A 24,961-nucleotide genomic window follows, 5' to 3' on the forward strand; every position below is an offset into this window, starting at 1 on the left:
TTTAAATCATGTCTGACCTCCGCAAAGTAAACATCGACGGACAGGAAATCGAAGTCGATGGTGCGATGACCCTGATTCAGGCCTGCGAACAGGCCGGGGTCGAAGTGCCGCGCTTTTGCTATCACGAGCGTCTGTCGATTGCCGGGAACTGCCGGATGTGTCTGGTCGAAGTTGTTGGGGGGCCGCCCAAACCTGCGGCCTCTTGTGCCATGCAGGTGCGCGATCTTCGTCCGGGGCCGGAAGGGCAGGCACCGGTGGTCAAAACCAACTCGCCCATGGTCAAGAAGGCCCGCGAAGGAGTGATGGAGTTCTTGCTGATCAACCACCCGCTGGATTGCCCGATCTGCGATCAGGGTGGCGAGTGCGATCTGCAAGATCAGGCGATGGCTTATGGCATGTCGGGCACGCGGTTTAAGGAAGCCAAGCGCGCGGTCGATGATCTGGATCTGGGTCCGCTGGTTGGCACCGCGATGACCCGCTGTATCAGTTGCACCCGCTGCGTGCGCTTTACAACCGAAGTGGCCGGGATCACTCAGATGGGTCAGACCGGGCGGGGCGAAGACGCCGAGATCACGTCATATCTGAACCAGACGCTAGATTCGAATCTGCAAGGTAATATCATCGACTTGTGCCCCGTCGGGGCGCTGACCTCGAAACCCTATGCTTTCACCGCGCGCCCTTGGGAACTGACCAAGACCGAAAGCATCGACGTGATGGATGCATTGGGTTCGAACATTCGTGTGGATACCAAAGGGCGCGAAGTCATGCGCTTTTTGCCGCGCAATCATGATGGCGTGAACGAAGAATGGATCAGTGATAAGACGCGGTTTGTGTGGGACGGCCTGCGTCGTCAGCGGCTGGACAAGCCATACCTGCGTGAAAACGGTAAGCTGCGCCCGGCGACGTGGCCCGAGGCGTTGACCAAAGCGGCCGAGGCGTTGAAAGGGGCTGAAAAGCCCGCCGGTATCGTGGGCGACTTGGCCCCGGTCGAGGCTACGTTTGCTCTGAAGCAGATGATTGAAGGGCAAGGTGGTGTTGTCGAATGCCGTACCGATGGCGCCAAGCTGCCAGCGGGCAACCGCGCGGCCTATGCCGGGACCGCTGCGATCGAAGATATCGACAGCGCCGAGCGCATTCTGCTGATCGGAACCAACCCGCGCGATGAGGCGCCGGTGCTGAACGCGCGCATTCGCAAAGCCTGGGCGCATGGGGCCGAGATTGCTGTGGTCGGCCCGGCAGTCGATCTGACCTATGATTACCACCATGTCGGCGATGATCGTGCGGCGTTGCAGCAGGTGGTGGATATGGGCGGAGATGATGAGGTCAAGGGCAAACGCTCGTTGGTCATCATTGGTCAGGGTGCATTGCAGGAAGCGGATGGCGCTGCGGTTTTGGCCTCTGCGCAAACCATTGCGGCGAATACCGAAAGCGGTTTGATTGTCCTGCACACAGCCGCCTCACGTGTTGGTTCTATGGATGTCGATGCCACCAACGAAGGTGGCATGGATGCAATCAGCGCGGCGGATGTGATCTATAATCTCGGTGCCGATGAAGTTGAAATCGGCGACGGCGCCTTTGTCATCTATCAGGGCAGCCATGGCGATCGAGGTGCGCACCGCGCCGACGTGATCCTGCCGGGCGCAGCCTATACCGAGGAAAACGGCCTGTTCGTGAACACCGAAGGCCGCCCGCAACTGGCGATGCGTGCCGGGTTTGCACCAGGTGAGGCGAAGGAAAACTGGGCGATCCTGCGCGCTTTGTCTGCCGAACTGGGTGCGACACTGCCTTATGACTCGCTGGCGCAACTGCGCACCGCGCTGATCGAGGCGGTGCCGCATCTGGCCCGTATCGACGAGGTGATCGAAAACGAGGTTCAGGCGCTGAAGCTCGGCCCGCTGGGCAAGGCGAGCTTCCGTCACACCGTCAAGGACTTCTACCTGAGCAACCCGATTGCACGGGCCTCGCAGTTGATGGCTGAGCTATCGGCGCAGACGCAGGCACGCAAAGGCGAAAAGATCGCGGCGGAATGAACCGAAACTCTGTCATATCGCATTTCGACCCTGTGCTGGTCGGACAGGGGCTCGCCCCTGTTTTGCCTATAAAACGGAATAAAAAGGGTGGCGTAGAGGCTGCAGATGCTGTTTACACCAACGCGCCGACCCAGACGCACTTTGCGCAGGCACATGGCCTTAGCATTTCGTGCGGAAAACGGAATACCCACGGTGTGAGGACCAATGGCTGAATTCTTTAACACCCCAGGCGGAATAGCCCTCATCATTCTGGCACAAGTGCTTGCCGTTGTGGCCTTTGTGATGATCTCGCTGTTGTTCCTTGTCTATGGAGACCGGAAGATCTGGGCGGCGGTTCAGATGCGCCGTGGCCCCAACGTGGTGGGCGTCTATGGCCTGCTGCAATCGGTGGCCGACGCACTGAAATATGTGGTTAAAGAGGTGGTTATCCCAGCGGGAGCAGATCGCACCGTCTTTATCCTCGCGCCGTTGACCTCATTTGTTCTGGCGATGATCGCCTGGGCTGTGATTCCGTTCAACGACGGCTGGGTGCTGTCGGATATAAATGTCGCCATCCTGTATGTCTTCGCCGTGTCCTCGTTGGAGGTTTATGGCGTGATCATGGGGGGGTGGGCGTCGAACTCAAAGTACCCTTTCCTTGGCTCATTGCGCTCTGCCGCTCAGATGATTTCCTACGAGGTCTCGATTGGTCTGATCATCATCGGTGTGATCCTGTCGACCGGGTCGATGAACTTCGGTGACATCGTGCATGCGCAAGACGGGCGCTTTGGGTTCTTCAGCTGGTACTGGTTGCCGCATTTCCCAATGGTCTTCCTGTTTTTCATCTCGGCGCTGGCCGAAACCAACCGCCCACCGTTTGACCTGCCAGAGGCGGAATCCGAACTGGTCGCGGGCTATCAGGTCGAATACTCGGCCACGCCTTTCCTGTTGTTCATGGCTGGCGAATATATCGCCATTTTCCTGATGTGCGCGCTGACCACGCTGCTGTTTTTCGGCGGCTGGCTGTCCCCGATCCCGGGCCTGCCCGACGGCGTGCTGTGGATGGTCGCTAAGATGGCGTTCTTCTTCTTCCTCTTCGCAATGGTCAAGGCGATCACGCCGCGCTACCGCTATGACCAGCTGATGCGGCTGGGTTGGAAAGTCTTCCTGCCGTTTTCGCTGGCCTGGGTGGTATTCGTGGCCTTTGCGGCAAAATTCGACTGGTTCTGGGGTGCATTCGCTCGCTGGAGCGTAGGAGGCTGACATGACCCAAATCGACTACACCCGCGCCGCCAAGTACTTCCTGCTACAGGACTTCTGGGTCGGCATGAAGCTGGGACTGAAGTACTTCTTCGCACCGAAGGCCACCCTGAACTACCCGCATGAAAAGGGTCCTCTGTCTCCGCGTTTTCGCGGTGAACACGCCCTGCGTCGTTACCCCAACGGTGAAGAACGCTGTATTGCCTGCAAACTCTGCGAGGCGATCTGCCCTGCACAGGCCATTACAATCGACGCCGAACCGCGCGAAGATGGCAGCCGCCGTACCACGCGCTATGACATCGACATGACCAAGTGCATCTATTGCGGTTTCTGCCAAGAGGCCTGCCCGGTCGATGCCATCGTCGAAGGTCCGAATTTCGAATTCGCCACGGAAACCCGCGAAGAGTTGTTCTACGACAAGGAAAAACTGCTCGACAACGGCGAGCGCTGGGAAGCCGAGATCGCCCGCAATCTGGAAATGGACGCGCCGTACCGATGACTGACGCCCCGACAAATCCGTTTGAGCTGATGATGAAGCAGGCGCAGGACATGGCCAAGGCGATGAACCCTGCGATGGAGAGCTTCTCGCCCAAAGGGTTCGAAACTCTATGGCCGACCATGCCAAAAGAAGTCATGGAGATGATGTTCGGCAACACCGTCAACAAAGACGGGTTGGATGCCAAAACGCGCCTGTTGCTGACACTGGCCGGGCTGACCTGTCAGGGCGCGCAGGCGGATGCGGCGGTGCGTCAGACCGTGCGCCACGCTGTGGAAGCCGGTGCCAAGAAACAAGAGATCGTGGAAACGATCGGTCAGATGTCGGTCTTTGCCGGCATCCCGGCCATGACCCGCGCGCTGGAATTGGCGCAAGAGGTCATGGGCGATAACGAGGATGAGGATCAATGACCGTCTTTGCCTTCTATCTGTTCGCCATCAGCGCCATCACCGGCGGACTGTTCACGGTGATCAGCCGCCAGCCGGTGCATTCCGTGCTGTGGTTGATCCTGTCCTTCCTGTCCGCGGCAGGACTGTTTGTGCTGCTGGGGGCCGAGTTCGTGGCGATGCTGCTGATCATCGTCTATGTCGGTGCGGTCGCGGTGCTGTTCCTGTTCGTGGTGATGATGCTCGACGTGGACTTTGCCGAACTCAAGGCTGAGATGGCACGCTATATGCCGTTGGCCTTGCTGATCGGTCTGGTCATCCTGATGCAGTTCGTCATGGCCTTTGGCGCTTGGGACAGCGCGCAGGGCGCGGCGGCCAATCTGGCGCAGCCGATCCCGGTGGATCGCCACAATACCGAGGCACTGGGTGTCATCCTGTACGATCAATACTTCCTTCTGTTCCAACTGGCGGGCCTGATCCTGCTGGTGGCCATGATCGGCGCCATCGTTCTGACCCTGCGCCACCGTAAGGACATCAAGCGTCAGGACATCATAGGCCAGATGATGCGCGACCCGGCCAAGGCGATGGAGTTGAAGGACGTGAAACCGGGGCAGGGGTTGTGAAATTCTCCAAAGTCATAATCTTGGCATCTTTAGCCATGGGCGTCTCGTTTGGCGCGAGTAGAGCTTATGCCTGCTCCATAGAGGAGCCAAGTGAAGGTCAGAAATGGAAAGACAACCGCAAGGCGCGAGCTTCGAGCGAACCGGTTGTAGTTGGCCAAAGCTGCGAATTGTCAAATGGCGGAATACGGGACCGTATTAAGACTGGGGCAGCAGTAGCTCTTGGCGGTTCTCGTTTTTACCAAGTGATTGACCAAGGCGAAGGCCAAGTCATTGACGTTATGGTCGGAGACTGCGCTTTGCCTGAAGTAATCCGCATTTTCAGTTTTGAAGAATGGTCAATCGAGAAATTGGACTCGGCGTGCAATTTTGTTGGACGAGAACCCGTTTCTTTGTTGGAGTCCGACGGTCCGTTTTCGCTCACAGAGGGTTCAACTATTGCAGAGTTGAAAACCCATTTGTCGGCGTATTCGGATCAGGTCACCATAGACGAAAACCTAGTACCACTAATGTTGGATGACTTCGGCAAAAAGGTACCCAAAAAGGATCGTTTTGACCCTCTTTGTGGCTGCAAACTCCACTACCCCGACTCGCCAGGAGCGAAGCTATGATCGGACTTGAACACTATCTGACGGTCGCGGCGACGCTGTTCGTCATCGGCATCTTCGGTCTCTTCCTGAACCGCAAGAACGTCATCATCCTGCTGATGAGCATCGAGTTGATGCTGCTGGCGGTGAATATCAACCTCGTGGCGTTTTCCAGCTTTCTGGGCGATCTGGTCGGGCAGGTGTTTACGCTGTTCGTGCTGACCGTGGCGGCGGCCGAAGCGGCGATCGGGCTGGCCATTCTGGTCTGCTTCTTCCGCAACCGCGGCTCGATCGCGGTTGAAGACGTCAATATGATGAAGGGGTAAGGGCACATGGAAACCACCATCCTCTTTGCCCCGCTGGTGGGCGCGATCCTGTGCGGGTTCGGCTGGAAGTTCATAGGCGAGAAAGCCGCCATGTGGACCGCCACGGGCCTGCTGTTTCTGGCCTGTCTGCTGTCGTGGATCGTGTTCCTGACATTCGACGGCCACACCCAGCAGATCGAGATCATGCGCTGGATCGAAAGCGGATCATTGTCGACAAGCTGGGCCATTCGTCTGGACCGGCTGACCGCGATTATGTTGATCGTGGTGACGACCGTCTCGGCGCTGGTGCACCTGTATTCCTTTGGCTACATGGATCACGATCCACAATGGCGCGAAGGCGAAAGCTATAAGCCACGCTTCTTTGCATATCTGTCCTTCTTTACCTTTGCCATGCTGATGCTGGTGACGGCGGATAATCTGGTTCAGATGTTCTTTGGCTGGGAAGGTGTGGGCGTCGCGTCCTATCTGCTGATCGGGTTCTATTACCGCAAGCCAAGCGCCAATGCGGCGGCGATGAAGGCGTTTATCGTCAACCGGGTTGGGGACTTTGGCTTTGCGCTTGGAATCTTTGCGCTATTCCTGCTGACCGACAGCATCAATTTCTCGGACATCTTCGCCTCTGCCCCGGCATTGGCCGAAGAGAAGCTGCACTTCCTGTGGGGTGAATGGACCGCGATCGAGGTGATCTGCGTTCTGCTGTTCATCGGTGCGATGGGCAAATCGGCACAGTTGTTCCTGCACACCTGGTTGCCGGATGCGATGGAAGGTCCGACGCCTGTATCAGCCCTGATCCACGCCGCGACCATGGTGACTGCGGGTGTATTCCTGATCTGCCGCATGTCGCCGCTGATGGAGTTCGCGCCGGGGGCTACTGGTTTCATCACCTTCCTCGGCGCTTCGACGGCTTTCTTTGCTGCGACCGTGGGTTTGGTGCAGACCGATATCAAACGCGTCATCGCCTATTCGACCTGTTCGCAGCTTGGTTACATGTTCGTGGCCGCAGGCGTTGGCATGTATTCGGCGGCGATGTTCCACCTGCTGACTCACGCGTTCTTCAAGGCGCTGCTGTTCCTTGGGGCCGGTTCTGTGATCCACGCGATGCATCACGAGCAAGAGATGACAGAATATGGCGGGTTACGGAAGAAAATCCCCTATACTTTTTGGGCGATGATGATCGGTACGCTGGCTATTACCGGGGTTGGCATTCCGCTGACCACATTCGGTTTTGCCGGGTTCTTGTCCAAGGATGCCATCATCGAAAGCGCCTTTGCCGGAGGCACCGGCTATGCGTTCTGGATGCTGGTGATTGCGGCGGTATTTACGTCATTCTACAGCTGGCGTCTGATTTTCCTGACCTTCTATGGCGAGCCGCGCGGGGACAAGCACACGCATGACCATGCGCATGAAAGCCCGTTGGTCATGCTGGTTCCGCTGGGCGTTCTGTCGCTGGGTGCGGTTTTCGCCGGGATGATCTGGTATGGCAACTTTTTTGGCCATACCGACAAGGTCGGCCAGTTCTATGGCATTCCGGTTGCAGAGGCTTCGGTGGATGGCCACGCGGCAGAGGGCGCGCATGGGGACGATACCCATGTCGAAGATGATCACGGCGACGATACGCATGCGGATGCTGGTCACGCGGAGGACAGCCATGGTGAGAAGGACGCGCAGGGCGGCGATCACCATTATGCCTTTGTTGGCACGCCCGGAGAAGGCGCGCTCTACATCGCACCGGACAATCATGTGCTGGACGATGCGCATGCTGTTCCGAAATGGGTCAAGGTCTCACCCTTCGTTGCGATGCTGCTTGGTTTCATCGTGGCCTATTGGTTCTATATCGTGAATACGACGTTGCCCGCGCGCTTGGCAGCAAACCAGCGTCCGCTTTATCTGTTCCTGCTGAACAAATGGTACTTTGATGAGATCTATGACGCGATCTTCGTCAAACCTGCCTTGGCACTTGGGCGGTTCCTGTGGAAACGCGGCGACGGCAACACGATTGACGGTTTCCTGAACGGGGTAGCGATGGGCATCGTGCCATTCTTCACCCGCCTCGCAGGCAAGGCGCAGACTGGTTACATATTTACCTATGCCTTCTGGATGGTCCTGGGAATTGCTGCCCTGGTCACCTGGATGTCGATCGGCGGAGGCGCACACTAATGGACAATATCCTCTCGATCGTCACCTTCATCCCCGCAGCGGCGGCCGCCATTCTGGCGCTGTTTCTGCAGGGCGACGACGCAGCCGCGCAACGCAATGCCAAATGGGTGGCCATGGTTGCGACGACGGTGACCTTCCTGGTCTCGATTGGCATCTATACTGGCTTTGATCCTGAAAACACCGGCTTCCAGATGGTGGAAGAGGGCCAGTGGCTGATGGGTCTGAAATACAAGATGGGTGTGGATGGCATCAGCGTCCTGTTCGTGTTGCTGACCACTTTCATTATGCCGCTGACAATTCTGGCCAGCTGGAATGTGACAGACCGCGTCAAGGAATACATGATTGCTTTCCTGCTGCTGGAAACGCTGATGCTTGGCGTGTTCATGGCGCTGGACCTGGTGCTGTTCTACCTGTTCTTCGAAGCGGGTCTGATCCCGATGTTCCTGATCATCGGCATCTGGGGTGGTAAAGAGCGCATCTATGCCAGCTTCAAGTTCTTCCTCTACACGTTCCTTGGCTCTGTGCTGATGCTCGTGGCTATGGTTGCGATGTATGCGGATGCAGGCACGACGGATATCGAAGCGCTGATGGCGCATCATTTCTCGTCCGACAGCTTTACCGTTCTGGGCATCCATATCGTAGGCGGTATGCAGACGCTGATGTTCCTGGCGTTCTTTGCCTCATTTGCGGTGAAGATGCCGATGTGGCCGGTCCACACCTGGCTGCCGGATGCACACGTGCAGGCGCCGACCGCAGGGTCGGTCGTGCTGGCGGCGATCCTGTTGAAGATGGGTGGCTATGGCTTCCTGCGGTTCAGCCTGCCGATGTTCCCGGTGGGGTCGGCGGTGATGACCGATCTGGTGCTGTGGATGTCGGCCATCGCTGTGGTTTACACATCGCTGGTTGCTCTGGTGCAGGAGGATATGAAAAAGCTGATCGCTTATTCCTCGGTCGCACATATGGGCTTTGTCACCATGGGCATCTTTGCTGCAAACCAGCAGGGTGTCGACGGAGCCATCTTCCAGATGCTCAGCCACGGGTTCATCTCGGCGGCACTCTTCCTGTGTGTCGGCGTGATCTATGACCGGATGCACACCCGCGATATCGAGGCCTATGGCGGTCTGGTAATCCGGATGCCTGCCTACGCGCTGGTCTTCATGCTGTTCACCATGGCCAATGTTGGCCTGCCGGGCACCAGTGGGTTCATCGGAGAGTTCCTGACCCTGATGGGCGCATTCCAGGTCAATACCTGGGTGACTGCTGTGGCCGCGACTGGTGTTATCTTCTCGGCGGGATATGCTTTGTGGCTGTATCGTCGGGTCGTATTTGGGGATCTTATCAAAGAAAGCCTCAAGGCGATGACTGATATGAGCTCGCGCGAGCGGTTGATATTTGCCCCCCTGATCGTCATGACGATCCTGCTGGGTGTGTATCCATCGCTGGTAACAGATGTGATTGGCAACTCGACTGCCGCGCTGATTTCGAACTATGATACGGCTCTGGCCGCGGCTGAAACCGCGACCCAGACAGCCGCCTCGCATTAAGGAGGCTTTGGAGACATGATCCAGGCTGATCTGACAATTATCCTGCCAGAGATCGTTCTGGCACTATATGCGATGGCGGCATTGCTTGCGGCTGTTTACACCACCAAGGACGGGCTTGCGCCGACATTGGTCTGGGTGACAGCAGGGCTGATGGCGCTGCTGGCGTTCTGGATCGCCACCAATGGCGACGGGACGAACATCGCGTTTAACGGCATGTTCGTTGATGACGGATTCGCGCGCTTTGCCAAAGTGGCGATCCTGCTATCTGCCGCTGCCGTTTTGATGATGAGCCAGGACTATATGACCCGCCGCGGGTTGTTGCGTTTCGAATACCCTTTGCTGGTGGCGCTTGCCGCTGTCGGCATGATGATGATGGTCAGCGCGGGTGACCTGATGTCTCTGTATATGGGGCTCGAGCTGCAGTCGCTGGCACTCTACGTTGTGGCTGCGCTGCGTCGTGACAGCGCCAAATCCACCGAGGCTGGCCTGAAATATTTCGTTCTGGGCGCGCTTAGCTCGGGCTTACTGCTGTATGGGGCTTCGCTTGTCTACGGCTTTACGGGTACCACGCTGTTCTCGGGCATCATTCAGACCGTTCACCACGGCGATGTGACCCTCGGGTTGCTGTTCGGGTTGATCTTCCTGATCTCGGGGCTCGCGTTCAAGGTTTCGGCTGTTCCGTTCCACATGTGGACGCCGGATGTCTATGAAGGATCGCCCACACCAGTCACTGCCTTCTTCGCCACGGCGCCCAAAGTGGCCGCCATGGCCCTGTTTGCCCGCGTGTTGCACGACGCATTTGGAGGTGTCGTAAAGGACTGGCAGCAGGTGATTGTACTCTTGTCTGTTCTGTCTATGCTGTTGGGGGCCGTGGCTGCCATCGGACAACGCGACATTAAACGGCTGATGGCGTTTTCGTCGATTGCCCATATGGGGTATGCGCTGATCGGACTGGCGGCTGGGACCGAGCTGGGTATCAAGGCGATGCTGATGTATCTGGCGATTTACGTGACCATGAATGTCGGAACTTTCGCCTTTATCCTGATGATGGAACGGGACGGTAAACCTGTTACCGACATTGACGCTTTGCGCCAGTATTCCAAACGCGATCCGGGTAAGGCTCTGGCCGTGCTGATCCTGATGTTCAGCCTTGCCGGTGTTCCACCGATGCTTGGGTTCTTTGCGAAATTCGGCGTCTGGCAAGCGGGTATTGAGGCTGGCCTGACCGGGCTGGTTATCATGTCTGCCATCGCCTCGGTGATCGGTGCATTCTATTACCTACGGATCGTATACTATATGTATTTCGGTGCCGAGAATGACGACCCGATCGACGCAAATTCGTCTCCGGTTCTGTGGGTTGCTCTGATGGGGTCAGCTGCATTGATGTTGGTTGGCGTATTCTATCAGTTTGGGATTGAGGGCGCAGCGGCAGCTGCAGCGGCGACGCTTGTTAACTGATCTCGACCATTGCCCGCGGCCTATTGTACTTGTGACATGAGTGATTGGCCGGATGGATATGGCCTGCATGTATTGCAAGAGGTCGATAGCACTCTGAACGAAGCCGCCCGGATCGCGCCGATGGCTCAGGGTCCGGTCTGGATCCTGGCGCACCGCCAGACACAGGCGCGCGGTCGGCGCGGACGGGTCTGGACCAACCCCGAGGGAAATCTTGCTGCAACGCTGCTGATGCGGCCCGCAGGACGCCCGGAACGGGCCGCTCTGCGCAGTTTTGTCGCCGCCTTGGCCCTGTTTGATGCATGTGTGGCGGTCACCGGACGCATATCGGGTCTGTCGCTAAAATGGCCCAATGATGTGTTGCTGAACGGTGGCAAGCTTGCGGGGATACTGCTGGAAAGTACCGGGCAGGGGCGGGACGTCTCGCATTTGGCAATCGGCATCGGCGTAAATCTCGCGCAGGCACCGACTGCAGATAAAGTCGAACCAGGTGCGCTAAGGCCGGTTTCGCTGTTGTCCGAGACAGGGGCAGATGTCACCACCGAAGATTTTTTGACCGAGCTTGCATCGGCCTATGCGCGTTTTGAGGCCCAGTTTGTAACCTACGGGTTCGAACCCATCCGCGCTGCCTGGTTGTCCCGCGCAGCTAAGCTGGGCGAGGTCATCACCGCGCGTACTGTCACCACTGAGACGGTCGGGACCTTCGAAACGGTGGACGCAGGCGGTAACCTTGTCCTAAACACCGCGAAGGGCCGCGTCAGCATACCTGCGGCAGACGTATTTTTCTGAAAGGGGCACCAATGCTTCTAGCCATCGACTGCGGCAACACCAATACCGTTTTCTCGATTTGGGATGGTAAGGAATTCGTCTGCACGCTGCGCACGTCTACGCACCATGCCCGTACGGCGGATGCCTATTTCACCTGGTACTCTACGCTGGTCAAACATTATGAGATCGAAGCTGATATCACCGATGTGATTATCGCCTCGACCGTGCCGCGTGTGGTTTTCAATCTGCGCGTCTTTGCGGACCGGTTTTTTGGCTGTCGCCCATTGGTCGTGGGCAAGCCGGAGTGTCTGCTGCCTGTCAGCCCGCGCATAGACGAGGGTACGGTCCCTGGCCCGGATCGCCTGGCCAACGCTGCCGGGGCATTTGAACGGCATGGCGGGGATGTGGTTGTTGTCGATTTTGGAACGGCCACCAACTTTGACGTGGTGTCTTCGGATGGAGCATATGTCGGCGGCATCATCGCCCCAGGTGTAAACCTGAGCCTTGAGGCGTTGCACCAGGGGGCCGCCGCGTTGCCGCATATCGACATCACACGTCCCGAAAAAGTGATTGGAACAAATACGGTTGGCTGCATTCAATCTGGCGTGTATTGGGGCTATTCCGGTCTGATCGAAGGGCTGATTGCCCGGATCAAGGCGGAATATGGCATGCCAATGAAAGTCGTGGGAACCGGGGGGCTTGCGCCTCTGTTCGATCAGGCAGATGTTGGGTTTGACGCTATAGAAGACGATTTGACGATGCACGGACTGACCGTGATCCATCGCTATAACAAGGAAAATGGCTCAACATGAGCAGTGAACGACTGATCTATCTGCCCCTGGGCGGGGCGGGCGAAATTGGGATGAATGCCTATGTCTATGGCTATGGCAAGCCGGGAAAGGAGAAGCTGATCCTTGTCGATCTTGGTGTAACCTTCCCAGATATGGACACAACACCCGGTGTCGACCTGATCCATGCCGATATCAGCTGGCTAAAAGAACGTGCCGACCGGCTTGAGGCGGTATTCGTCACCCATGCCCACGAAGATCATGTCGGCGCTGTGGCGCATTGCTATGACGACTTGGGCGCCCCGATCTATGCACGCGCCTTCACCGCAAATCTCGCGCGTCGCAAGATGGAAGAGAAAGCCCATCCGACAGACGCGGTTCAGACCCTGTCAGCCTGGCCTGAACAGGTGACGGTTGGCCCGTTTACAGTCGGGTTTTTGCCGGTATCGCACTCTATCCCCGAAAGTGCGGCGCTTGTCATAGACTCGCCTGCGGGGCGGATCGTGCATACTGGGGATTTCAAGCTGGATGCCAACCCTGTAGTAGGTGAACCGTTCGATCAAGACCTTTGGGCAGAGATTTCAAAGGACGGTGTGAAAGCATTGGTCTGCGACAGCACAAATGTGTTTTCAACGCATGCGGGCCGCTCGGAATCCGAGGTCGGGCCCGAGATCACCAAATTGGTCGAAAATGCCAAATCAATGGTGGTTGCGACGACTTTTGCCTCGAATGTCGCACGGGTGAAGACGCTGGCCGAGGCTGGGCAGCGCGCGGGACGCTCGGTCGTTCTGTTGGGTCGTGCGATGCGGCGGATGATTGAGGCCGCGACGGAAACCGGTATTCTCACGGATTTTCCCAAGGTTATCAGCGCCGAAGAGGCCGTAGATATCCCACGCCAGAACCTGATGCTGATCGTAACCGGCAGCCAGGGTGAACGCCGTGCGGCCAGTGCCCAGCTTGCACGCGGTAAATACCGCGGGATCGAGTTGAAGGAAGGCGATCTGTTCCTGTTCTCGTCGAAGACGATACCGGGCAATGAGAAGGGCGTAATCTTCATCATGAACCAGCTCAGCGAAAAAGGCGTTGATGTGGTGGATGACAGCTCGGGTCTGTATCACGTCTCTGGCCATGCCAACCGGCCTGATCTGGAAAAAGTGCACGCCATAGTCAACCCACAGATGGTTATTCCCATGCATGGTGAACACCGACATCTGCGCGAACATGCTAAACTGGCCGAAGCGGGTAGTCGTACCGGGGTTGTGGCAGTCAATGGCACGATGCTGGATCTCAGCGGCAATGCCCCCAAGGTCGTCGACTACGTCGAGACAGGCCGAACTTATCTGGATGGAACCGTAAAGGTCGGAGCCTTGGATGGAGTTGTCCGCGACCGCATTCGCATGGCCTTGAACGGGCATGTAACCGTGACGGTTATTTTAGACGAAGAAGACGAACCGTTGGGTGAACCTTGGTGCGATACGATGGGCTTGGCCGAGACCGGAACATCGCGCGCAGCACTGGTTGAAGTTCTGGAAGAGGACCTGAACCAATTCCTCATGCGGGCGGATGCCAAAACACGGCGCGACGATGACAAGCTGGAAGAGGCACTGCGCCGGATCGTGCGTCAGACAGCAAAGACCGAGATCGGCAAAAAGCCCGAGGTGACCACGGTGATCAGCCGAATGAAGTAGGTTCGGCTAGAAGTCCTGTTCGGACATTGGATAGCCTTTGATCTGTAAGAACAGGCTTTGTTCTTCTTGATTGAGGAAGAACGGAACGCTTTGGGGTGGTTCGGGTCGTGTGACCCGGGCTGCAACTTCGGCCAGAACAACTTCGGTTATGAAGGGAAGATCAAGCTCGCGCGCCTTGTTCAACGGAACCCATTGCAGGTGAGACAACTCATCCGAAGCGCGGCCAAAGTCATCCAGATCGCCTTGCAGGGCGTCTGCATCTACCAAAAAGAATCGTGCATCAAACCGGCGCGTACGGCCGGGCGGGGTGACGGCGCGAAAAACAAACTGCAACGCCTGTGCAGAGGGCAGAAATCCTGTCTCTGCATAGCTTTGCCAGTCAATCGGCACCTCACCTGTCCAAGCGCCGGGAACTCCAAGCACCAGGCCGGTTTCCTCCCAGAGTTCGCGGATTGCGGCGGCCGCCAAAGCATTCTGCAGCCCGGGCGGAGACTGTTCAGTAAGCCGATCGCGGCAGAGCTGGGACATGTCAGCCGATAGCGGGACCAGGGCGTCCTCTGCGTCTACCGCGCCACCTGGAAACACGAATTTGTTCGGCATAAAAACGGCTTTTGCGCCCCTTTGACCCATCAAAATGGAAGGGTTCGTCATCCGGTCCCGCAACACGATAACTGTTGCAGCGTCCCGTATAGCAGTTTTGTCCGTACTCATCTCAGGGCCGACCCAATCATTCCAGTCATCGGTCCGTTTCGAACCCATGCATCCGTCGTGCCCACTGATAGGCGACAACGGCCCCTTTCATTCGCGGTAGCAGGAACAGTGTCAAGGCTGTACATCCGAATGCAAAAATCAGGAACATGTTCAGCGGGTCAGGGCGCCACTGGACATAAGAGATGTGCAAAGCGGGCGCCAGCAGGTGACCGACCAACAGGATCGTCAGATAGGCTGGACCGTCATCCGCACGGTGATGAAACAGTTCCTGACCACAGCTGCTGCAGCTGTCATTCACCTTCAGGTAGCTGTGCAACAGCTTGCCTTCACCGCATTTTGGGCAGCGGCAACGGAAGCCTTTGATTAGCGCAGGCCGGGTTGGACGGTCGCTCTCGGATATTGTGTCGATCGTTTGATCTGTCATTTTGAAACTCGCGCATTCAGATTGCCCTGATATTGCGCTTGTTTTGCCCCACAGAAAAGGGGGGTGCGTCGCTTTGTGCCGCGATGAGATGTCCGGAAATTATGTGGTCGTTGGCAGTGAGCAACAGAAAAAAATTAAAATTGGGCGACGGAAACCGAAAACTGCACCGTTTTAACCTATGTGAGCAGCGACAAACCGGTCGCGAGAAACAAAGGAAAACGATATGAAAAGCGCGAAACTTATCCCGGCCATTCTGGTATCGGCCATTGCATTGACAGGCACAACCGCCTTGGCTGTCGGTCCGAAAGGCCGAGAGGACGTGACCTTTCAAGAGCTGGACCTGAACAATGATGGTCAGGTCACGCAGGAAGAAATGCAAACCTATAGGCAACAGCGTTTCACCAATGCCGACACCAATGGCGACGGCATGTTGAGCGTCGACGAGATGCAAGCGGCTAGCCAGAAGAAGGCGAATGAGCGTGTGAATCAAATGTTCGAAAAGCACGATGCCAATCAAGATGGCCTCTTGTCCGATGATGAGTTGCCCAAGCCGCGCCGTGCTGGCAAGATGTTTGACCGCATCGACGCGGACAAAAATGGCACGATCTCGGAACAGGAATTTGCCGATGCGAAAAACCGGATGGGCTGGCATCACAAAAAACGTGACAAGGCTGGCACCGACGACAGCTAATGAAGGATGCGGGACCTGAGTACCTCATCAACGGGGGCTCGCAGCCAAAGTCAGGCTGCGGGCGACCCCGGAGACGATGCATTGTTGCGGCGGTTCGCCGAGGGTGACGCTGATGCGGCACGCATTTTGACCGATCGGCTTGGGCCGCGCAGTTTTTCGGTGGCACTCAGGCTGTTGAACGACCGGGCCGAAGCCGAAGATGTCACACAGGAAGCCATGATGCGCCTATGGAAGATGGCGCCGGATTGGGTTGCTGGACAGGCAAAGGTGTCGACTTGGCTTTACCGAGTCACTCTGAACCTGTGTGTCGATATTCGGCGGAAGAAATCGGCGGACAGTCTTTCTGATGTTGCCGAACCTGAAAGCGATGCGATCAGTGCAACCGAACACCTTCAGGATGCCGCCAGGTTGGACGCACTGCAGTTCGCGTTGGCGCAACTTCCGGATCGGCAACGTCAGGCTGTTGTCTTGCGCCATATCGAAGAGTTGCCCAATCCCGAAATCGCGGGAATCATGGATATTTCCGTCGAAGCTGTAGAGAGTTTGACAGCTCGGGGAAAGCGGGCACTGGCACAGCAGTTAGCCGCAAGAAGAGACGAGTTGGGATATGCCGATGGATGAAAATAGCGACCTGAATCACCTGTTTTTACGTGCTCGGCAAGAAAATGAGCCGTTACCCGATGCTCTCGCCCTTCGTATTCTGGCCGATGCGGAAACCGTTCGTTTGCAAAGGCATCAGAAATCACCCCAAGGGTTCTGGGCACAGGCATTGGATAGTTTCTTTGGCTGGCAGGGGATGGGAGGTCTGGCGGCCGCGGGCATTGCTGGCATCTGGATTGGATTGACTGCCCCGGCCTTTTTGCCCGATCCGGCGACGTTGCTTTATTCGCAATCCTCTGGCTTTGAGGTTGCGGATATGGATCTGAATACAATCTTCCTGGAGGAAGGCGAATGAGCGAACAGTCAAAACCTAAACGCCGGTGGATGCCTGTTCTGCTGATCGTGTCCCTTGCTATCAATCTGCTAGTCATCGGTGCGGTTGTTGGCACGGCGCTGCGCATCAGAAACAATGACCACGTCAAAGCCCCTCCGGGATTTGGATCGGCGCTTTATCGCGCGCTTCCCAAGCATGAACGCCAGGCGATGCGGGCCGAGCTTTCGGGCCTGCACCGCCAAGGTGTCGATCATCGGACGGCGGATTTTCAAGCCCTTGGCGACGCACTTCGTGCCGAACCCTTCGCGGTTGACGCTGTAGAGACTTTGTTGGGTCAGCAGGCGCAGGTGATGTCAGAGATGCAGTCTGCTTTGCAGGAACAGTGGCTGATCCGTGTGTCAGCCATGAGCCCGAAAGAACGCGTCGAATACGCTGATCGTCTGGAAGATGTGGTGCACCGAAAATCGAAAGCGGGCAGAAAGCGCGACTGACCGGATCAGGCTGCGTGATTCTGGACCATGACCTGATTGCGTCCCGCCTTTTTCGCAGCATACAGGGCCGTATCCGCAGATTTTATCATGTTGTCCAATGGTGCGGGTGGGATGCCCTGGCGAAACGTGTTGTCATCGGCTGTAATGAGGCCGATGCTGATTGTCACTGCGATTGGTTCGGCGGCCTCGGATAGGTCAAATGGACACTGGCAGATGTCATCGCAGACGGTTCGTGCGATCCCCAATGCTCGAGGCCCCGTAGTTTCAGGCAGACCGATCAAGAATTCTTCGCCCCCGATCCGTGCCACAAAGCCGTCAGAACCAATGGAATTGCACATGCGCTTGGCTGTTTCGATCAAGACCTGATCGCCTCCGGCATGGCCAAACTTGTCGTTGATTGATTTGAAATGGTCCAGATCGGCCACCATCACGGTAAAACCGCGCCCGGTCTGCGCAGACTGCCGGGCGATTTGCTTCAATGCTCGCATTGCATAGCGGCGGTTATGCAGGCCGGTCAGTGGATCCACCCAGGATTCCGCGATGCCACGCCGCAAAGAATCCCGCATCTGGTCAATTCGGCTTTTGCGGGCAAGCTGGTTATCAAGCCGCAACAGAGTTTCACGGGGGCAGAACCCCGCCATACAGATGGTATCCGCGCCACGATCCAGCGCTTCGGCAGCCAGAGACGCGTCATCCTTTCTCAAGATGCCGATCAGCACTGTGTGCCGCGTTGCCCCGCGCGATTTCAAATCCGCCAGAACACTCAGGCCTGAAGATTCGCCATCAATTTCGACAATAACCGCGTCCGGGATGGGACTAGAAAGCAGGCGGTGAAGGTTCGATATCGTGTGAATTGACAGACTGTGATGCGTATGTTCGGACAGCGCCTTCTGCCAAAGCGCCCCGGTTTTAGCGGATTGCGTCAGTAGGGCGGCGCGCGCAGCTTTGGGTGGCGTGGCAAAGGTGCTTGTCGCTTCGGCAAATCCCAAACATGGCGATCCGCTATTGTCTTGCAATTCCTGCGTATCGGCGCGTGCCCGTAACAAGCTGCGAACCCGAGCTAGCAACAACGTGTCCTTGAACGGGTGCGCCAATACATCGTCCAACCCATCTGACAATGCCCTCAACCTTGCGGATTTGTCGTTTTGCGGCGCGATAGCGACAATGGGAATATCCGCCAGATCCGGGTCGGCCATTACCACTTTCTTGACATCAGCCGCCGTTCCATCCGGCAATGACTGCGCGGTTAAAATTAAATCGGGGCGCACACGTTTCAGCAGCCCATCAAGACCCCGCAGATTTTCCCCCTGTGCGACGTGATACCAGGCCGCGGTAAGCTGTACTTTCAGCATAATTCGATTGGTTGAGGTCCCGTCCAGGACAAGGATCGTTCCTTGCACCGACATATCAGTCACCGTTGATTGCATGCGTTGCTAAAGTGTTTATGACTCTGGTTAACAAACCCTTTCCAATATCAGATCAGGGGCTTCTTTATGCCAATTTCCGCTCAATCCGCCGAAACGCTGGCGCTGAATGCCCTTGCCTGGCTTGTTGGCAATGATGACCTGCTGCCTGTATTTCTGGGTTCGACGGGGGCTTCGGTGCAGGACATCAAAGACAGGGCGGCAGAGCCGGAGTTTCTGGGCTCAGTTCTGGATTTTCTAATGCTTGACGATTCGTGGGTAGTCGAGTTTTGTGACGTCAATTCTGTGCCGTATGATCAGCCGGGCCAGGCCCGCGCCTTGTTGTCTGGTGGCGCGGAAGTTCATTGGACCTGAAAGCCTACCGGGCAGGAGTTTCACAATGCCAATCCAAGCCATCCTGTTCGACAAAGACGGTACCTTGTTTGATTTCGCGGAAACCTGGGGCACGTTTGGGCGCAATTTTTTACTGCGAGTGACGAACGGAGATCATGCCCGTGCGGCCGAGCTTGGGCAGGTGATCGGCTTTGACCTCGAACAGGTTGCCTATTCTGAGGACAGTGTTGTCATTGCGGGCACCGTCGAAGAAATCGCCGAGGTTCTAGAGCCGCACCTCCCGGAAATGCCGCGCGAAGAGTTGGTGGATCTGTTGAATGCCGAGTCAGCCTCATCTCCGCAAGCCCAGGCCGTTCCGCTTATCCCGTTCCTTGATGGGCTGCGCGAGGCTGGGCTGAAACTGGGTGTTGCGACCAATGACGGAGAGATGCCCGCATCCGAACATCTTTCGTCTGCAGGGATCCGCGAACATTTCGATTTTGTCGCCGGTTATGACAGTGGACACGGATTCAAGCCAGGCCCGGGGCAACTCTTCGCCTTTGCGCAGCATGTGGGGGTAAACCCAGAAAACATAGCAATGGTGGGCGACAGCCTGCATGATCTGCAGGCCGGACGGGCAGCAGGTATGAAGACGATCGGGGTTCTGACGGGTATGGCGCGTGCAGAAACGCTCGAAGCGATGGCGGATGTCGTCTTGCCAAACATCGGACATATACCTGCTTGGTTGTACGAAAAGGCGTGATCGGGCTGTGAATTCGGCGGTTCAGACGTCGAAACCGACATAGCCTGTCGCAGACAGAGCGGCCAACAGTACGCGTTCGGGGCTTGCTTCTAGAAAGCCAAGTTCCGAGGAGTGTCCAATGGCCGACAAGAAAGCACGCAGAGGTCGCAGCGGAGGACGGGCCGGTGCCGCCGAGAGACGGGGCGCAGCGGTTATTGATCAGATGCCGTGGAGCCCTCCGATCAACACCGACAAACCAACCGAACCGTTGGACGAGATCGGCGTCGCGGCGATCCACGAGGGCGCAATGCGGATTCTCGAAGAGATCGGGATCGAGTTCTACAACGAAGAGGCAATCGGAATCCTGCGTGAGGCCGGATGTACGATCAACGGCGACAACGTTCGAATGGGCCGGGATTTTGTCATGGAAATGGTGCGTAAAGCCCCATCCACCTTTACCATCACACCGCGTAATCCCGACCGCGCAATCGAGATCGGGGGCAAAAACCTGCTGTTCGGAAATGTGTCGTCCCCGCCGAACTACTGGGATATGGAGATTGGCACCAAGGTACCGGGAAATCGCGAGATGTGCCGGAACCTGTTGAAGCTGACGCAGTATTTCAACTGTATCCATTTTGCCGGCGGATACCCGGTCGAGCCAGTGGATATACATGCCAGCGTCCGGCATCTGGATGTTCTGTACGACAAGCTGACTCTGACCGATAAGGCGATGCATGCCTATTCGCTGGGCAAGGAACGCGTCGAAGACGTCATGGAAATGGTGCGGATCGCAGGGGGGCTGAGCCATGAAGAATTCGAAGCCAAGCCGAGGATGTATACCAACATCAACTCGACCTCGCCGCTGAAGCACGATCAGCCCATGATCGACGGTTGCCTGAGGTTGGCGCGGCGCGGGCAGGCGATTGTTGTGACGCCGTTCACCTTGGCCGGGGCGATGGCCCCCGTCACAATGGCCGGTGCAGTAGCGCAATCCCTGGCCGAGGCGCTGTGCGCGATTGCCTTGTTCCAATATGTGCGACCAGGGATTCCTTGTGTCATCGGTACGTTCACCTCGAATGTGGATATGAAATCTGGTGCTCCGGCATTTGGAACGCCGGAATACATGCGGGCGACACAGATGACCGGCCAGATGGCCCGATTTTACGACCTGCCCCTGCGGTCTTCGGGTGTCTGCGCGGCAAACGTTCCGGATGGCCAATCTGTATGGGAAACCTCGAACTCATTATGGGCGGCGGTGCAATCGGGCACCAACATGGTCTATCACGCTGCAGGTTGGCTTGAGGGTGGCCTGATCGCAAGCCCTGAAAAGTTCATTATGGATTGCGAGATATTGCAGCAAATTCAGCGGTATATGCAGCCGGAATTGACGGCAACCGGCCCTGACGAGATTGCTCTGGATGCGATCCGGTCAGTCGGCAATGACGGGCATTTCTTTGGCATTCAGCACACTCAGGATCGCTATACCACCGCGTTTTATCAGCCGTTTCTGAGTGACTGGAAGAACTATGAGGGTTGGGAAGTCGCAGGAGGCGTCTGGACCGCTGAGCGCGCGCATCACATGTTCAAGGAAATCATCACCAGCTTTGAAGCTCCGGCAATGGATGAGGGCATCCGGGAAGAGCTTGCCGACTTTGTCGCACGACGCAAAACCGAAGGCGGAGCGCCGACAGATTTCTAGCGTAATCTCAGTTACTTCCACTTCGATACTTGCGTGAATTCTATGTGGTGACGCCCGTGTGTTGGGTGTTTGTTAACAAATTTCAGAGCAAACTGCGTGAGAAACCAATTTGAGGTCTCTCATGCATGGTCTGATCAACCGGGCGATTCAATCCTTTGTTGCGGTGACCTACGGGCAGCCGTGCTGGATGCGCGTGATGGATTCAGCCGAACTGGGCTTTGCCGAGTTCGAGGCCATGCTTGTTTACGACGATGATATTACCGAGCAGGTATTGGATGAGGTATGCACGGTCCTGAAACGTTCACGCAGTGACGTTCTTGAAGATCTGGGAACGTACCTTGTGTCTCATCCCAACATGGAAGACCTGCGCCGTCTGTTGCGATTTGGCGGTGTCAGCTATCTGGAATTTCTCCATTCGCTTGATGATCTGTCTGACCGGGTCAGATTGGCCGTATCGGATCTGAATCTTCCGGCGCTTGAATTGCACGAGCTTTCACCGACGGAATACAGATTGTCCTGCCATCCAGGTCTGCCTGGGTTTTCAAGCGTCATGGTTGGCGTATTGCGCGCGATGGCTGATGATTACGGGGCTCTAGCCATGTTGTCGCATGAGGGCCAGCAGGGTGAGATCGAATTTATCTCAATCGTTCTGGTAGAAAGCGCTTTTTCAGAAGGTCGGCATTTTGATTTAGGGGCGCGAAAAGCATGATGAACGCGAATAATCTGGCAGAGCTTTTGCAAACCCTGTGCCCGATGTTTTTGCTGGTGAACGAGGATGGAAAAGTGACCCGCGTCGGATCAACCTTGCAAAAGCTGCGCCCTGAAAAGCCGATGGAAGGTCAGAGCTTTCTGGATATCTTTGAGCTGCTTCGCCCTAGGGCGGTTACCACGGTTTCAGGCTTGATGTCCCAGGCCGGCACCAAGTTACAGCTCAGGTTCCATGACGCCCCGCGCACAGCATTGAAGGGCCTTATCGCTCCGCTGCCCAAAGGTAAGGGGGCGGTCATCAATCTGTCTTTCGGAATATCGATTTTGGATGCGGTCCGGGACTATGCCCTGACCAGTGCGGATTTCTCGGGCACTGATCTGGCGATCGAATTATTGTATCTGGTCGAGGCGAAATCGGCAGCGATGGAGGCGTCCAGATCTCTGAACCTGCGCCTTCAAGGGGCGATGCTTGCCGCCGAGGAAAAGGCATTTACAGATACACTGACGGGGCTGAAAAATCGCCGGGCGATGGATGTTCTATTGGATCACATGATCTCGTCCAAATCTCCATTCGCGCTGATGCATCTGGATCTTGATTTTTTCAAATCGGTCAATGACCAATTCGGACATGCCGCGGGCGACTATGTGTTGCAACAGGCGGCGCGGATCATGGGTGAGGAAACCCGCGGAGACGATACAGTGGCGCGTGTCGGCGGGGACGAATTTGTAATTATATACAAAGGATTGACGGACGAGGGTGTTCTCGCTGCAATCGCCAGCAGGCTGATCGAACGGCTGCGGGAACCGATGATGTTCGACAACGTGTCGTGCCAGGTTTCAGCCAGTATAGGCACGGCGCTTTCGACCCAGTTTCCATCGCTTAAACCGGCTGAGATTTTGCATGCGGCAGACCTTGCCCTGTATGCGGCCAAGCGAAATGGCCGGTCTCGCCACTGTCTATATTCGCAGCTTGTGGATCACTCACACAGATAGGTTTCCCGCTAAAGGAACCGGCAAAGTGTATGTGGTCAGACGACTCTATTTCGATGAAGAAAAAGCTTTGAGAATGGACGCTATGTGTTGCTGCACCAGTGGCAGTTCACCCACAACCGGTAAAACCTGTCCCTTGAACTCGGCCTTGCTTAGTTCTTGCGGCACATCCTCAAGAACATGGCCACCCGTGCAGGCAAAAAATGGCAAACACAGGGTTTGGGCGCCGGTTCCTGCGGCGGCCACAGAAATCGAAGGGGCCTCTTCGACAAACCCAAGGCGCAGGGATCCAAGTGGAATCAGTTGCAACAAAGCGTCGCCGAATGCCGTTGCAACGGCGGATGGGTTTCTGCTGCGGCCCGATCCATGCGCAGCGATCACAAGGTCCGTTTCTTGTGACCGCCAGTCTTTGTCCTGCAGCGTTCCCTCAAGGGTTTGCGCGACCAACTGGGGCAATTTCGGGTCCGCGCCCAAGGGATCTAGAATAGGGTTTCGGCGGTCACCAATACGTTTTGGCAGCACATCTGTGACAAACCACCCTTTGGCCATGAATAGGGGATAGATGACGGCGTCGCCGGGAATCTTGTCCAGTGCGCTGTCAAGTGCCCCAGGGGCTGCCAGCGTTGCAGAATGAACCGAAACACCGGCACACAGGGCATTTACATCGGCCGCATAAGCCGCCAAGGCCGCTTCGGCTGGTTCTGGGTCAGAAGGTTGGCCATGGGTAACGATAAGGGCGTGTGTCATAAATCTGTCCTGTCCGCTTTAGCGATAGGTGCGCCGCGTCGTGTAAAAGTCAATCCGCCTGCCGCACCGTCAGCCCAATAGGGTCAGCCAAAACCAGACGCTCAGGATAGATACTGCCGTACCCAACAGAACAGAGGATGCAGCAACCCGTTTGGCGCGGCCATAGATGTTTGCAAAGATATAGGCGTTGAAACCAGGGGCCATGGCGGCTGTCATCACTCCGGACCGGAATAGATCCTGTGGCAGTCCAAGGGTGGATCCGAAAAGCCAGAAAAGGCTCGGGTGCAGCAGCAGAGAAACGCCGCAGACAAAGGCGATCGCCCTTAGGTCACCTTCGGGTCTGTATTTAACCAGAACGCCCCCAAGCGCGAATAGCGCGCCGGGAAGGGCCGCGCGGGTCACCAGGCCAAGGGCATCATCCACAACGGCTGGCACGCCGAGCCCGGACAGATTTACGATGAAACCCAGTGAGATTCCGACAATCAGAGCGTTGCGAAACATCGCGGTCAGGACCGAGCGAACCATTCGCGATCCTCCGTGGCCCCGGTTCCGGATCACCTCCATTACCGTGATGCCTAGGCCGTAACAAAACGGCGAGTGAAAGGCGATGACGGCATAATTGCCCGTAAGGCTTTCAGGGCCATAAGCCCGTTCAGTAATCGGCAATCCCAGCAGGACGGAATTGGAGAACAGGCAGCAAAAACCGATTGCGACGCAATCTTCCCATTCGCGGTTGAAGATCAGTCGCGCGCCGAACAGGCCGGCACAAAAGCAAAGCGCAGCAGCAGAGTAAAAGCTGATCAACAGCTTGGGATCAAAACTGACACTGAGGTCGAGATGTGAAATCGCAAGAAACAGAAGGCAGGGGATTGCAAAACCCTGAGTGAACTTCATCAGGCCATCAATGTGGTTTTCCTTGAAGTATCCAAGAAGAGTGGAGACGTAACCGGCTCCAATAACAAGAAAAACTGGAAGGATGACTTCAATGAGATTTTGCAGCATGT

General features: G+C 56.6%; 27 protein-coding genes. 22 read left to right on the forward strand and 5 right to left on the reverse strand.

Annotated elements, in window-relative coordinates:
- Nucleotides 1–8: 8 nt before the first annotated feature.
- From nuoG to AC2FLE_RS01770, 13 genes are all read left to right on the forward strand, one after another.
- Complete coding sequence (nuoG, locus tag AC2FLE_RS01710; protein WP_496694879.1) at nucleotides 9–2,030, forward strand: NADH-quinone oxidoreductase subunit NuoG; 2,022 nt, start codon at nucleotides 9–11, stop codon at nucleotides 2,028–2,030.
- A gap of 204 nt (nucleotides 2,031–2,234) precedes the next feature.
- The gene (nuoH, locus tag AC2FLE_RS01715) at nucleotides 2,235–3,272 is read left to right on the forward strand and encodes an NADH-quinone oxidoreductase subunit NuoH (protein ID WP_142634879.1); all 1,038 of its coding nucleotides are present in this window, start codon (nucleotides 2,235–2,237) and stop codon (nucleotides 3,270–3,272) included.
- Between the two features lies 1 nt (nucleotide 3,273).
- Nucleotides 3,274–3,768, forward strand: coding sequence for an NADH-quinone oxidoreductase subunit NuoI (gene nuoI / locus AC2FLE_RS01720; protein WP_037307839.1), 495 nt, complete (start codon nucleotides 3,274–3,276; stop codon nucleotides 3,766–3,768).
- Nucleotides 3,765–4,175: a carboxymuconolactone decarboxylase family protein gene (locus AC2FLE_RS01725; protein ID WP_142634878.1), complete on the forward strand. Its 411-nt coding sequence runs from the start codon at nucleotides 3,765–3,767 to the stop codon at nucleotides 4,173–4,175. Before nuoI ends, AC2FLE_RS01725 begins: the two co-directional genes overlap by 4 nt.
- Entirely contained in the window at nucleotides 4,172–4,774 is a 603-nt protein-coding gene (locus tag AC2FLE_RS01730; RefSeq protein ID WP_496694881.1) for an NADH-quinone oxidoreductase subunit J, read from the forward strand. The genes AC2FLE_RS01725 and AC2FLE_RS01730 overlap by 4 nt, the downstream gene beginning before the upstream one ends.
- Entirely contained in the window at nucleotides 4,771–5,382 is a 612-nt protein-coding gene (locus tag AC2FLE_RS01735) for a hypothetical protein (protein WP_496694883.1), read from the forward strand. The genes AC2FLE_RS01730 and AC2FLE_RS01735 overlap by 4 nt, the downstream gene beginning before the upstream one ends.
- Nucleotides 5,379–5,684 (forward strand): NADH-quinone oxidoreductase subunit NuoK, encoded by a 306-nt coding sequence (gene nuoK / locus AC2FLE_RS01740; RefSeq protein ID WP_050602759.1) that lies wholly within the window; start codon nucleotides 5,379–5,381, stop codon nucleotides 5,682–5,684. The genes AC2FLE_RS01735 and nuoK overlap by 4 nt, the downstream gene beginning before the upstream one ends.
- 6 nt (nucleotides 5,685–5,690) lie before the next feature.
- Nucleotides 5,691–7,841, forward strand: coding sequence for an NADH-quinone oxidoreductase subunit L (gene nuoL, locus AC2FLE_RS01745; RefSeq protein WP_496694886.1), 2,151 nt, complete (start codon nucleotides 5,691–5,693; stop codon nucleotides 7,839–7,841).
- Nucleotides 7,841–9,385, forward strand: coding sequence for an NADH-quinone oxidoreductase subunit M (locus AC2FLE_RS01750; protein WP_271950170.1), 1,545 nt, complete (start codon nucleotides 7,841–7,843; stop codon nucleotides 9,383–9,385). The genes nuoL and AC2FLE_RS01750 overlap by 1 nt, the downstream gene beginning before the upstream one ends.
- A 15-nt stretch (nucleotides 9,386–9,400) precedes the next feature.
- Nucleotides 9,401–10,843, forward strand: a complete 1,443-nt coding sequence (gene nuoN / locus AC2FLE_RS01755; RefSeq protein ID WP_496689762.1) for an NADH-quinone oxidoreductase subunit NuoN — start codon at nucleotides 9,401–9,403, stop codon at nucleotides 10,841–10,843.
- A gap of 36 nt (nucleotides 10,844–10,879) precedes the next feature.
- Entirely contained in the window at nucleotides 10,880–11,629 is a 750-nt protein-coding gene (locus AC2FLE_RS01760; RefSeq protein ID WP_496694889.1) for a biotin--[acetyl-CoA-carboxylase] ligase, read from the forward strand.
- An 11-nt stretch (nucleotides 11,630–11,640) separates the two neighbouring features.
- Nucleotides 11,641–12,420: a type III pantothenate kinase gene (locus AC2FLE_RS01765; RefSeq protein WP_496694891.1), complete on the forward strand. Its 780-nt coding sequence runs from the start codon at nucleotides 11,641–11,643 to the stop codon at nucleotides 12,418–12,420.
- Complete coding sequence (locus tag AC2FLE_RS01770) at nucleotides 12,417–14,084, forward strand: ribonuclease J (protein WP_496694893.1); 1,668 nt, start codon at nucleotides 12,417–12,419, stop codon at nucleotides 14,082–14,084. Before AC2FLE_RS01765 ends, AC2FLE_RS01770 begins: the two co-directional genes overlap by 4 nt.
- 6 nt (nucleotides 14,085–14,090) lie before the next feature.
- Here AC2FLE_RS01770 and AC2FLE_RS01775 read toward each other — a convergent pair whose 3' ends face one another.
- Together AC2FLE_RS01775 and AC2FLE_RS01780 are read right to left on the reverse strand one after the other, a co-directional pair.
- Nucleotides 14,091–14,795, reverse strand: a complete 705-nt coding sequence (locus AC2FLE_RS01775; protein WP_496696072.1) for an NUDIX hydrolase — start codon at nucleotides 14,793–14,795, stop codon at nucleotides 14,091–14,093.
- 25 nt (nucleotides 14,796–14,820) lie between these two features.
- On the reverse strand, nucleotides 14,821–15,219 hold the full coding sequence (locus AC2FLE_RS01780; RefSeq protein ID WP_496694895.1) for a DUF983 domain-containing protein: 399 nt from the start codon (nucleotides 15,217–15,219) through the stop codon (nucleotides 14,821–14,823).
- 223 nt (nucleotides 15,220–15,442) lie between these two features.
- Between AC2FLE_RS01780 and AC2FLE_RS01785 the strand changes: the two genes are divergently transcribed.
- The 4 genes from AC2FLE_RS01785 to AC2FLE_RS01800 are packed head-to-tail and all read left to right on the forward strand — an operon-like array spanning nucleotide 15,443 to nucleotide 17,335.
- Nucleotides 15,443–15,910 carry an EF-hand domain-containing protein gene (locus tag AC2FLE_RS01785; protein ID WP_142634858.1) on the forward strand — a complete coding sequence of 156 codons (468 nt, stop codon included), beginning with the start codon at nucleotides 15,443–15,445 and terminating at the stop codon, nucleotides 15,908–15,910.
- Nucleotides 15,911–15,916: 6 nt separating this feature from the next.
- Nucleotides 15,917–16,531: an RNA polymerase sigma factor gene (locus AC2FLE_RS01790; RefSeq protein WP_281994866.1), complete on the forward strand. Its 615-nt coding sequence runs from the start codon at nucleotides 15,917–15,919 to the stop codon at nucleotides 16,529–16,531.
- Nucleotides 16,524–16,865: a hypothetical protein gene (locus AC2FLE_RS01795; protein ID WP_496694898.1), complete on the forward strand. Its 342-nt coding sequence runs from the start codon at nucleotides 16,524–16,526 to the stop codon at nucleotides 16,863–16,865. Before AC2FLE_RS01790 ends, AC2FLE_RS01795 begins: the two co-directional genes overlap by 8 nt.
- Nucleotides 16,862–17,335: a periplasmic heavy metal sensor gene (locus AC2FLE_RS01800; protein WP_496694900.1), complete on the forward strand. Its 474-nt coding sequence runs from the start codon at nucleotides 16,862–16,864 to the stop codon at nucleotides 17,333–17,335. Before AC2FLE_RS01795 ends, AC2FLE_RS01800 begins: the two co-directional genes overlap by 4 nt.
- Before the next feature lie 5 nt (nucleotides 17,336–17,340).
- On the opposite strand, the gene AC2FLE_RS01805 is transcribed toward AC2FLE_RS01800, so the two are convergent.
- Nucleotides 17,341–18,741 carry a diguanylate cyclase gene (locus AC2FLE_RS01805; RefSeq protein ID WP_496694901.1) on the reverse strand — a complete coding sequence of 467 codons (1,401 nt, stop codon included), beginning with the start codon at nucleotides 18,739–18,741 and terminating at the stop codon, nucleotides 17,341–17,343.
- Nucleotides 18,742–18,828: 87 nt separating this feature from the next.
- On the opposite strand from AC2FLE_RS01805, the gene AC2FLE_RS01810 reads away from it, so the two are divergent.
- From AC2FLE_RS01810 to AC2FLE_RS01830, 5 genes are all read left to right on the forward strand, one after another.
- A complete protein-coding gene (locus AC2FLE_RS01810) occupies nucleotides 18,829–19,113 on the forward strand; it encodes a DUF3572 domain-containing protein (protein ID WP_142634849.1) in 285 nt (94 codons plus the stop codon).
- A 25-nt stretch (nucleotides 19,114–19,138) separates the two neighbouring features.
- A complete protein-coding gene (locus AC2FLE_RS01815; RefSeq protein WP_496690835.1) occupies nucleotides 19,139–19,834 on the forward strand; it encodes an HAD family hydrolase in 696 nt (231 codons plus the stop codon).
- 118 nt (nucleotides 19,835–19,952) lie between these two features.
- Nucleotides 19,953–21,512: a trimethylamine methyltransferase family protein gene (locus tag AC2FLE_RS01820; RefSeq protein ID WP_496690834.1), complete on the forward strand. Its 1,560-nt coding sequence runs from the start codon at nucleotides 19,953–19,955 to the stop codon at nucleotides 21,510–21,512.
- 121 nt (nucleotides 21,513–21,633) lie between these two features.
- Nucleotides 21,634–22,221 (forward strand): heme NO-binding domain-containing protein, encoded by a 588-nt coding sequence (locus AC2FLE_RS01825; RefSeq protein ID WP_496690833.1) that lies wholly within the window; start codon nucleotides 21,634–21,636, stop codon nucleotides 22,219–22,221.
- Nucleotides 22,218–23,213 carry a diguanylate cyclase domain-containing protein gene (locus AC2FLE_RS01830; RefSeq protein WP_496694904.1) on the forward strand — a complete coding sequence of 332 codons (996 nt, stop codon included), beginning with the start codon at nucleotides 22,218–22,220 and terminating at the stop codon, nucleotides 23,211–23,213. Before AC2FLE_RS01825 ends, AC2FLE_RS01830 begins: the two co-directional genes overlap by 4 nt.
- A 45-nt stretch (nucleotides 23,214–23,258) precedes the next feature.
- On the opposite strand, the gene AC2FLE_RS01835 is transcribed toward AC2FLE_RS01830, so the two are convergent.
- The gene (locus AC2FLE_RS01835; protein ID WP_496694906.1) at nucleotides 23,259–23,957 is read right to left on the reverse strand and encodes a CbiX/SirB N-terminal domain-containing protein; all 699 of its coding nucleotides are present in this window, start codon (nucleotides 23,955–23,957) and stop codon (nucleotides 23,259–23,261) included.
- A 69-nt stretch (nucleotides 23,958–24,026) separates the two neighbouring features.
- On the reverse strand, nucleotides 24,027–24,959 hold the full coding sequence (locus AC2FLE_RS01840; RefSeq protein WP_142634838.1) for an AEC family transporter: 933 nt from the start codon (nucleotides 24,957–24,959) through the stop codon (nucleotides 24,027–24,029).
- Nucleotides 24,960–24,961 lie beyond the last annotated feature (2 nt).

It is taken from the genome of Ruegeria sp. CDSA077, from assembly GCF_059612265.1.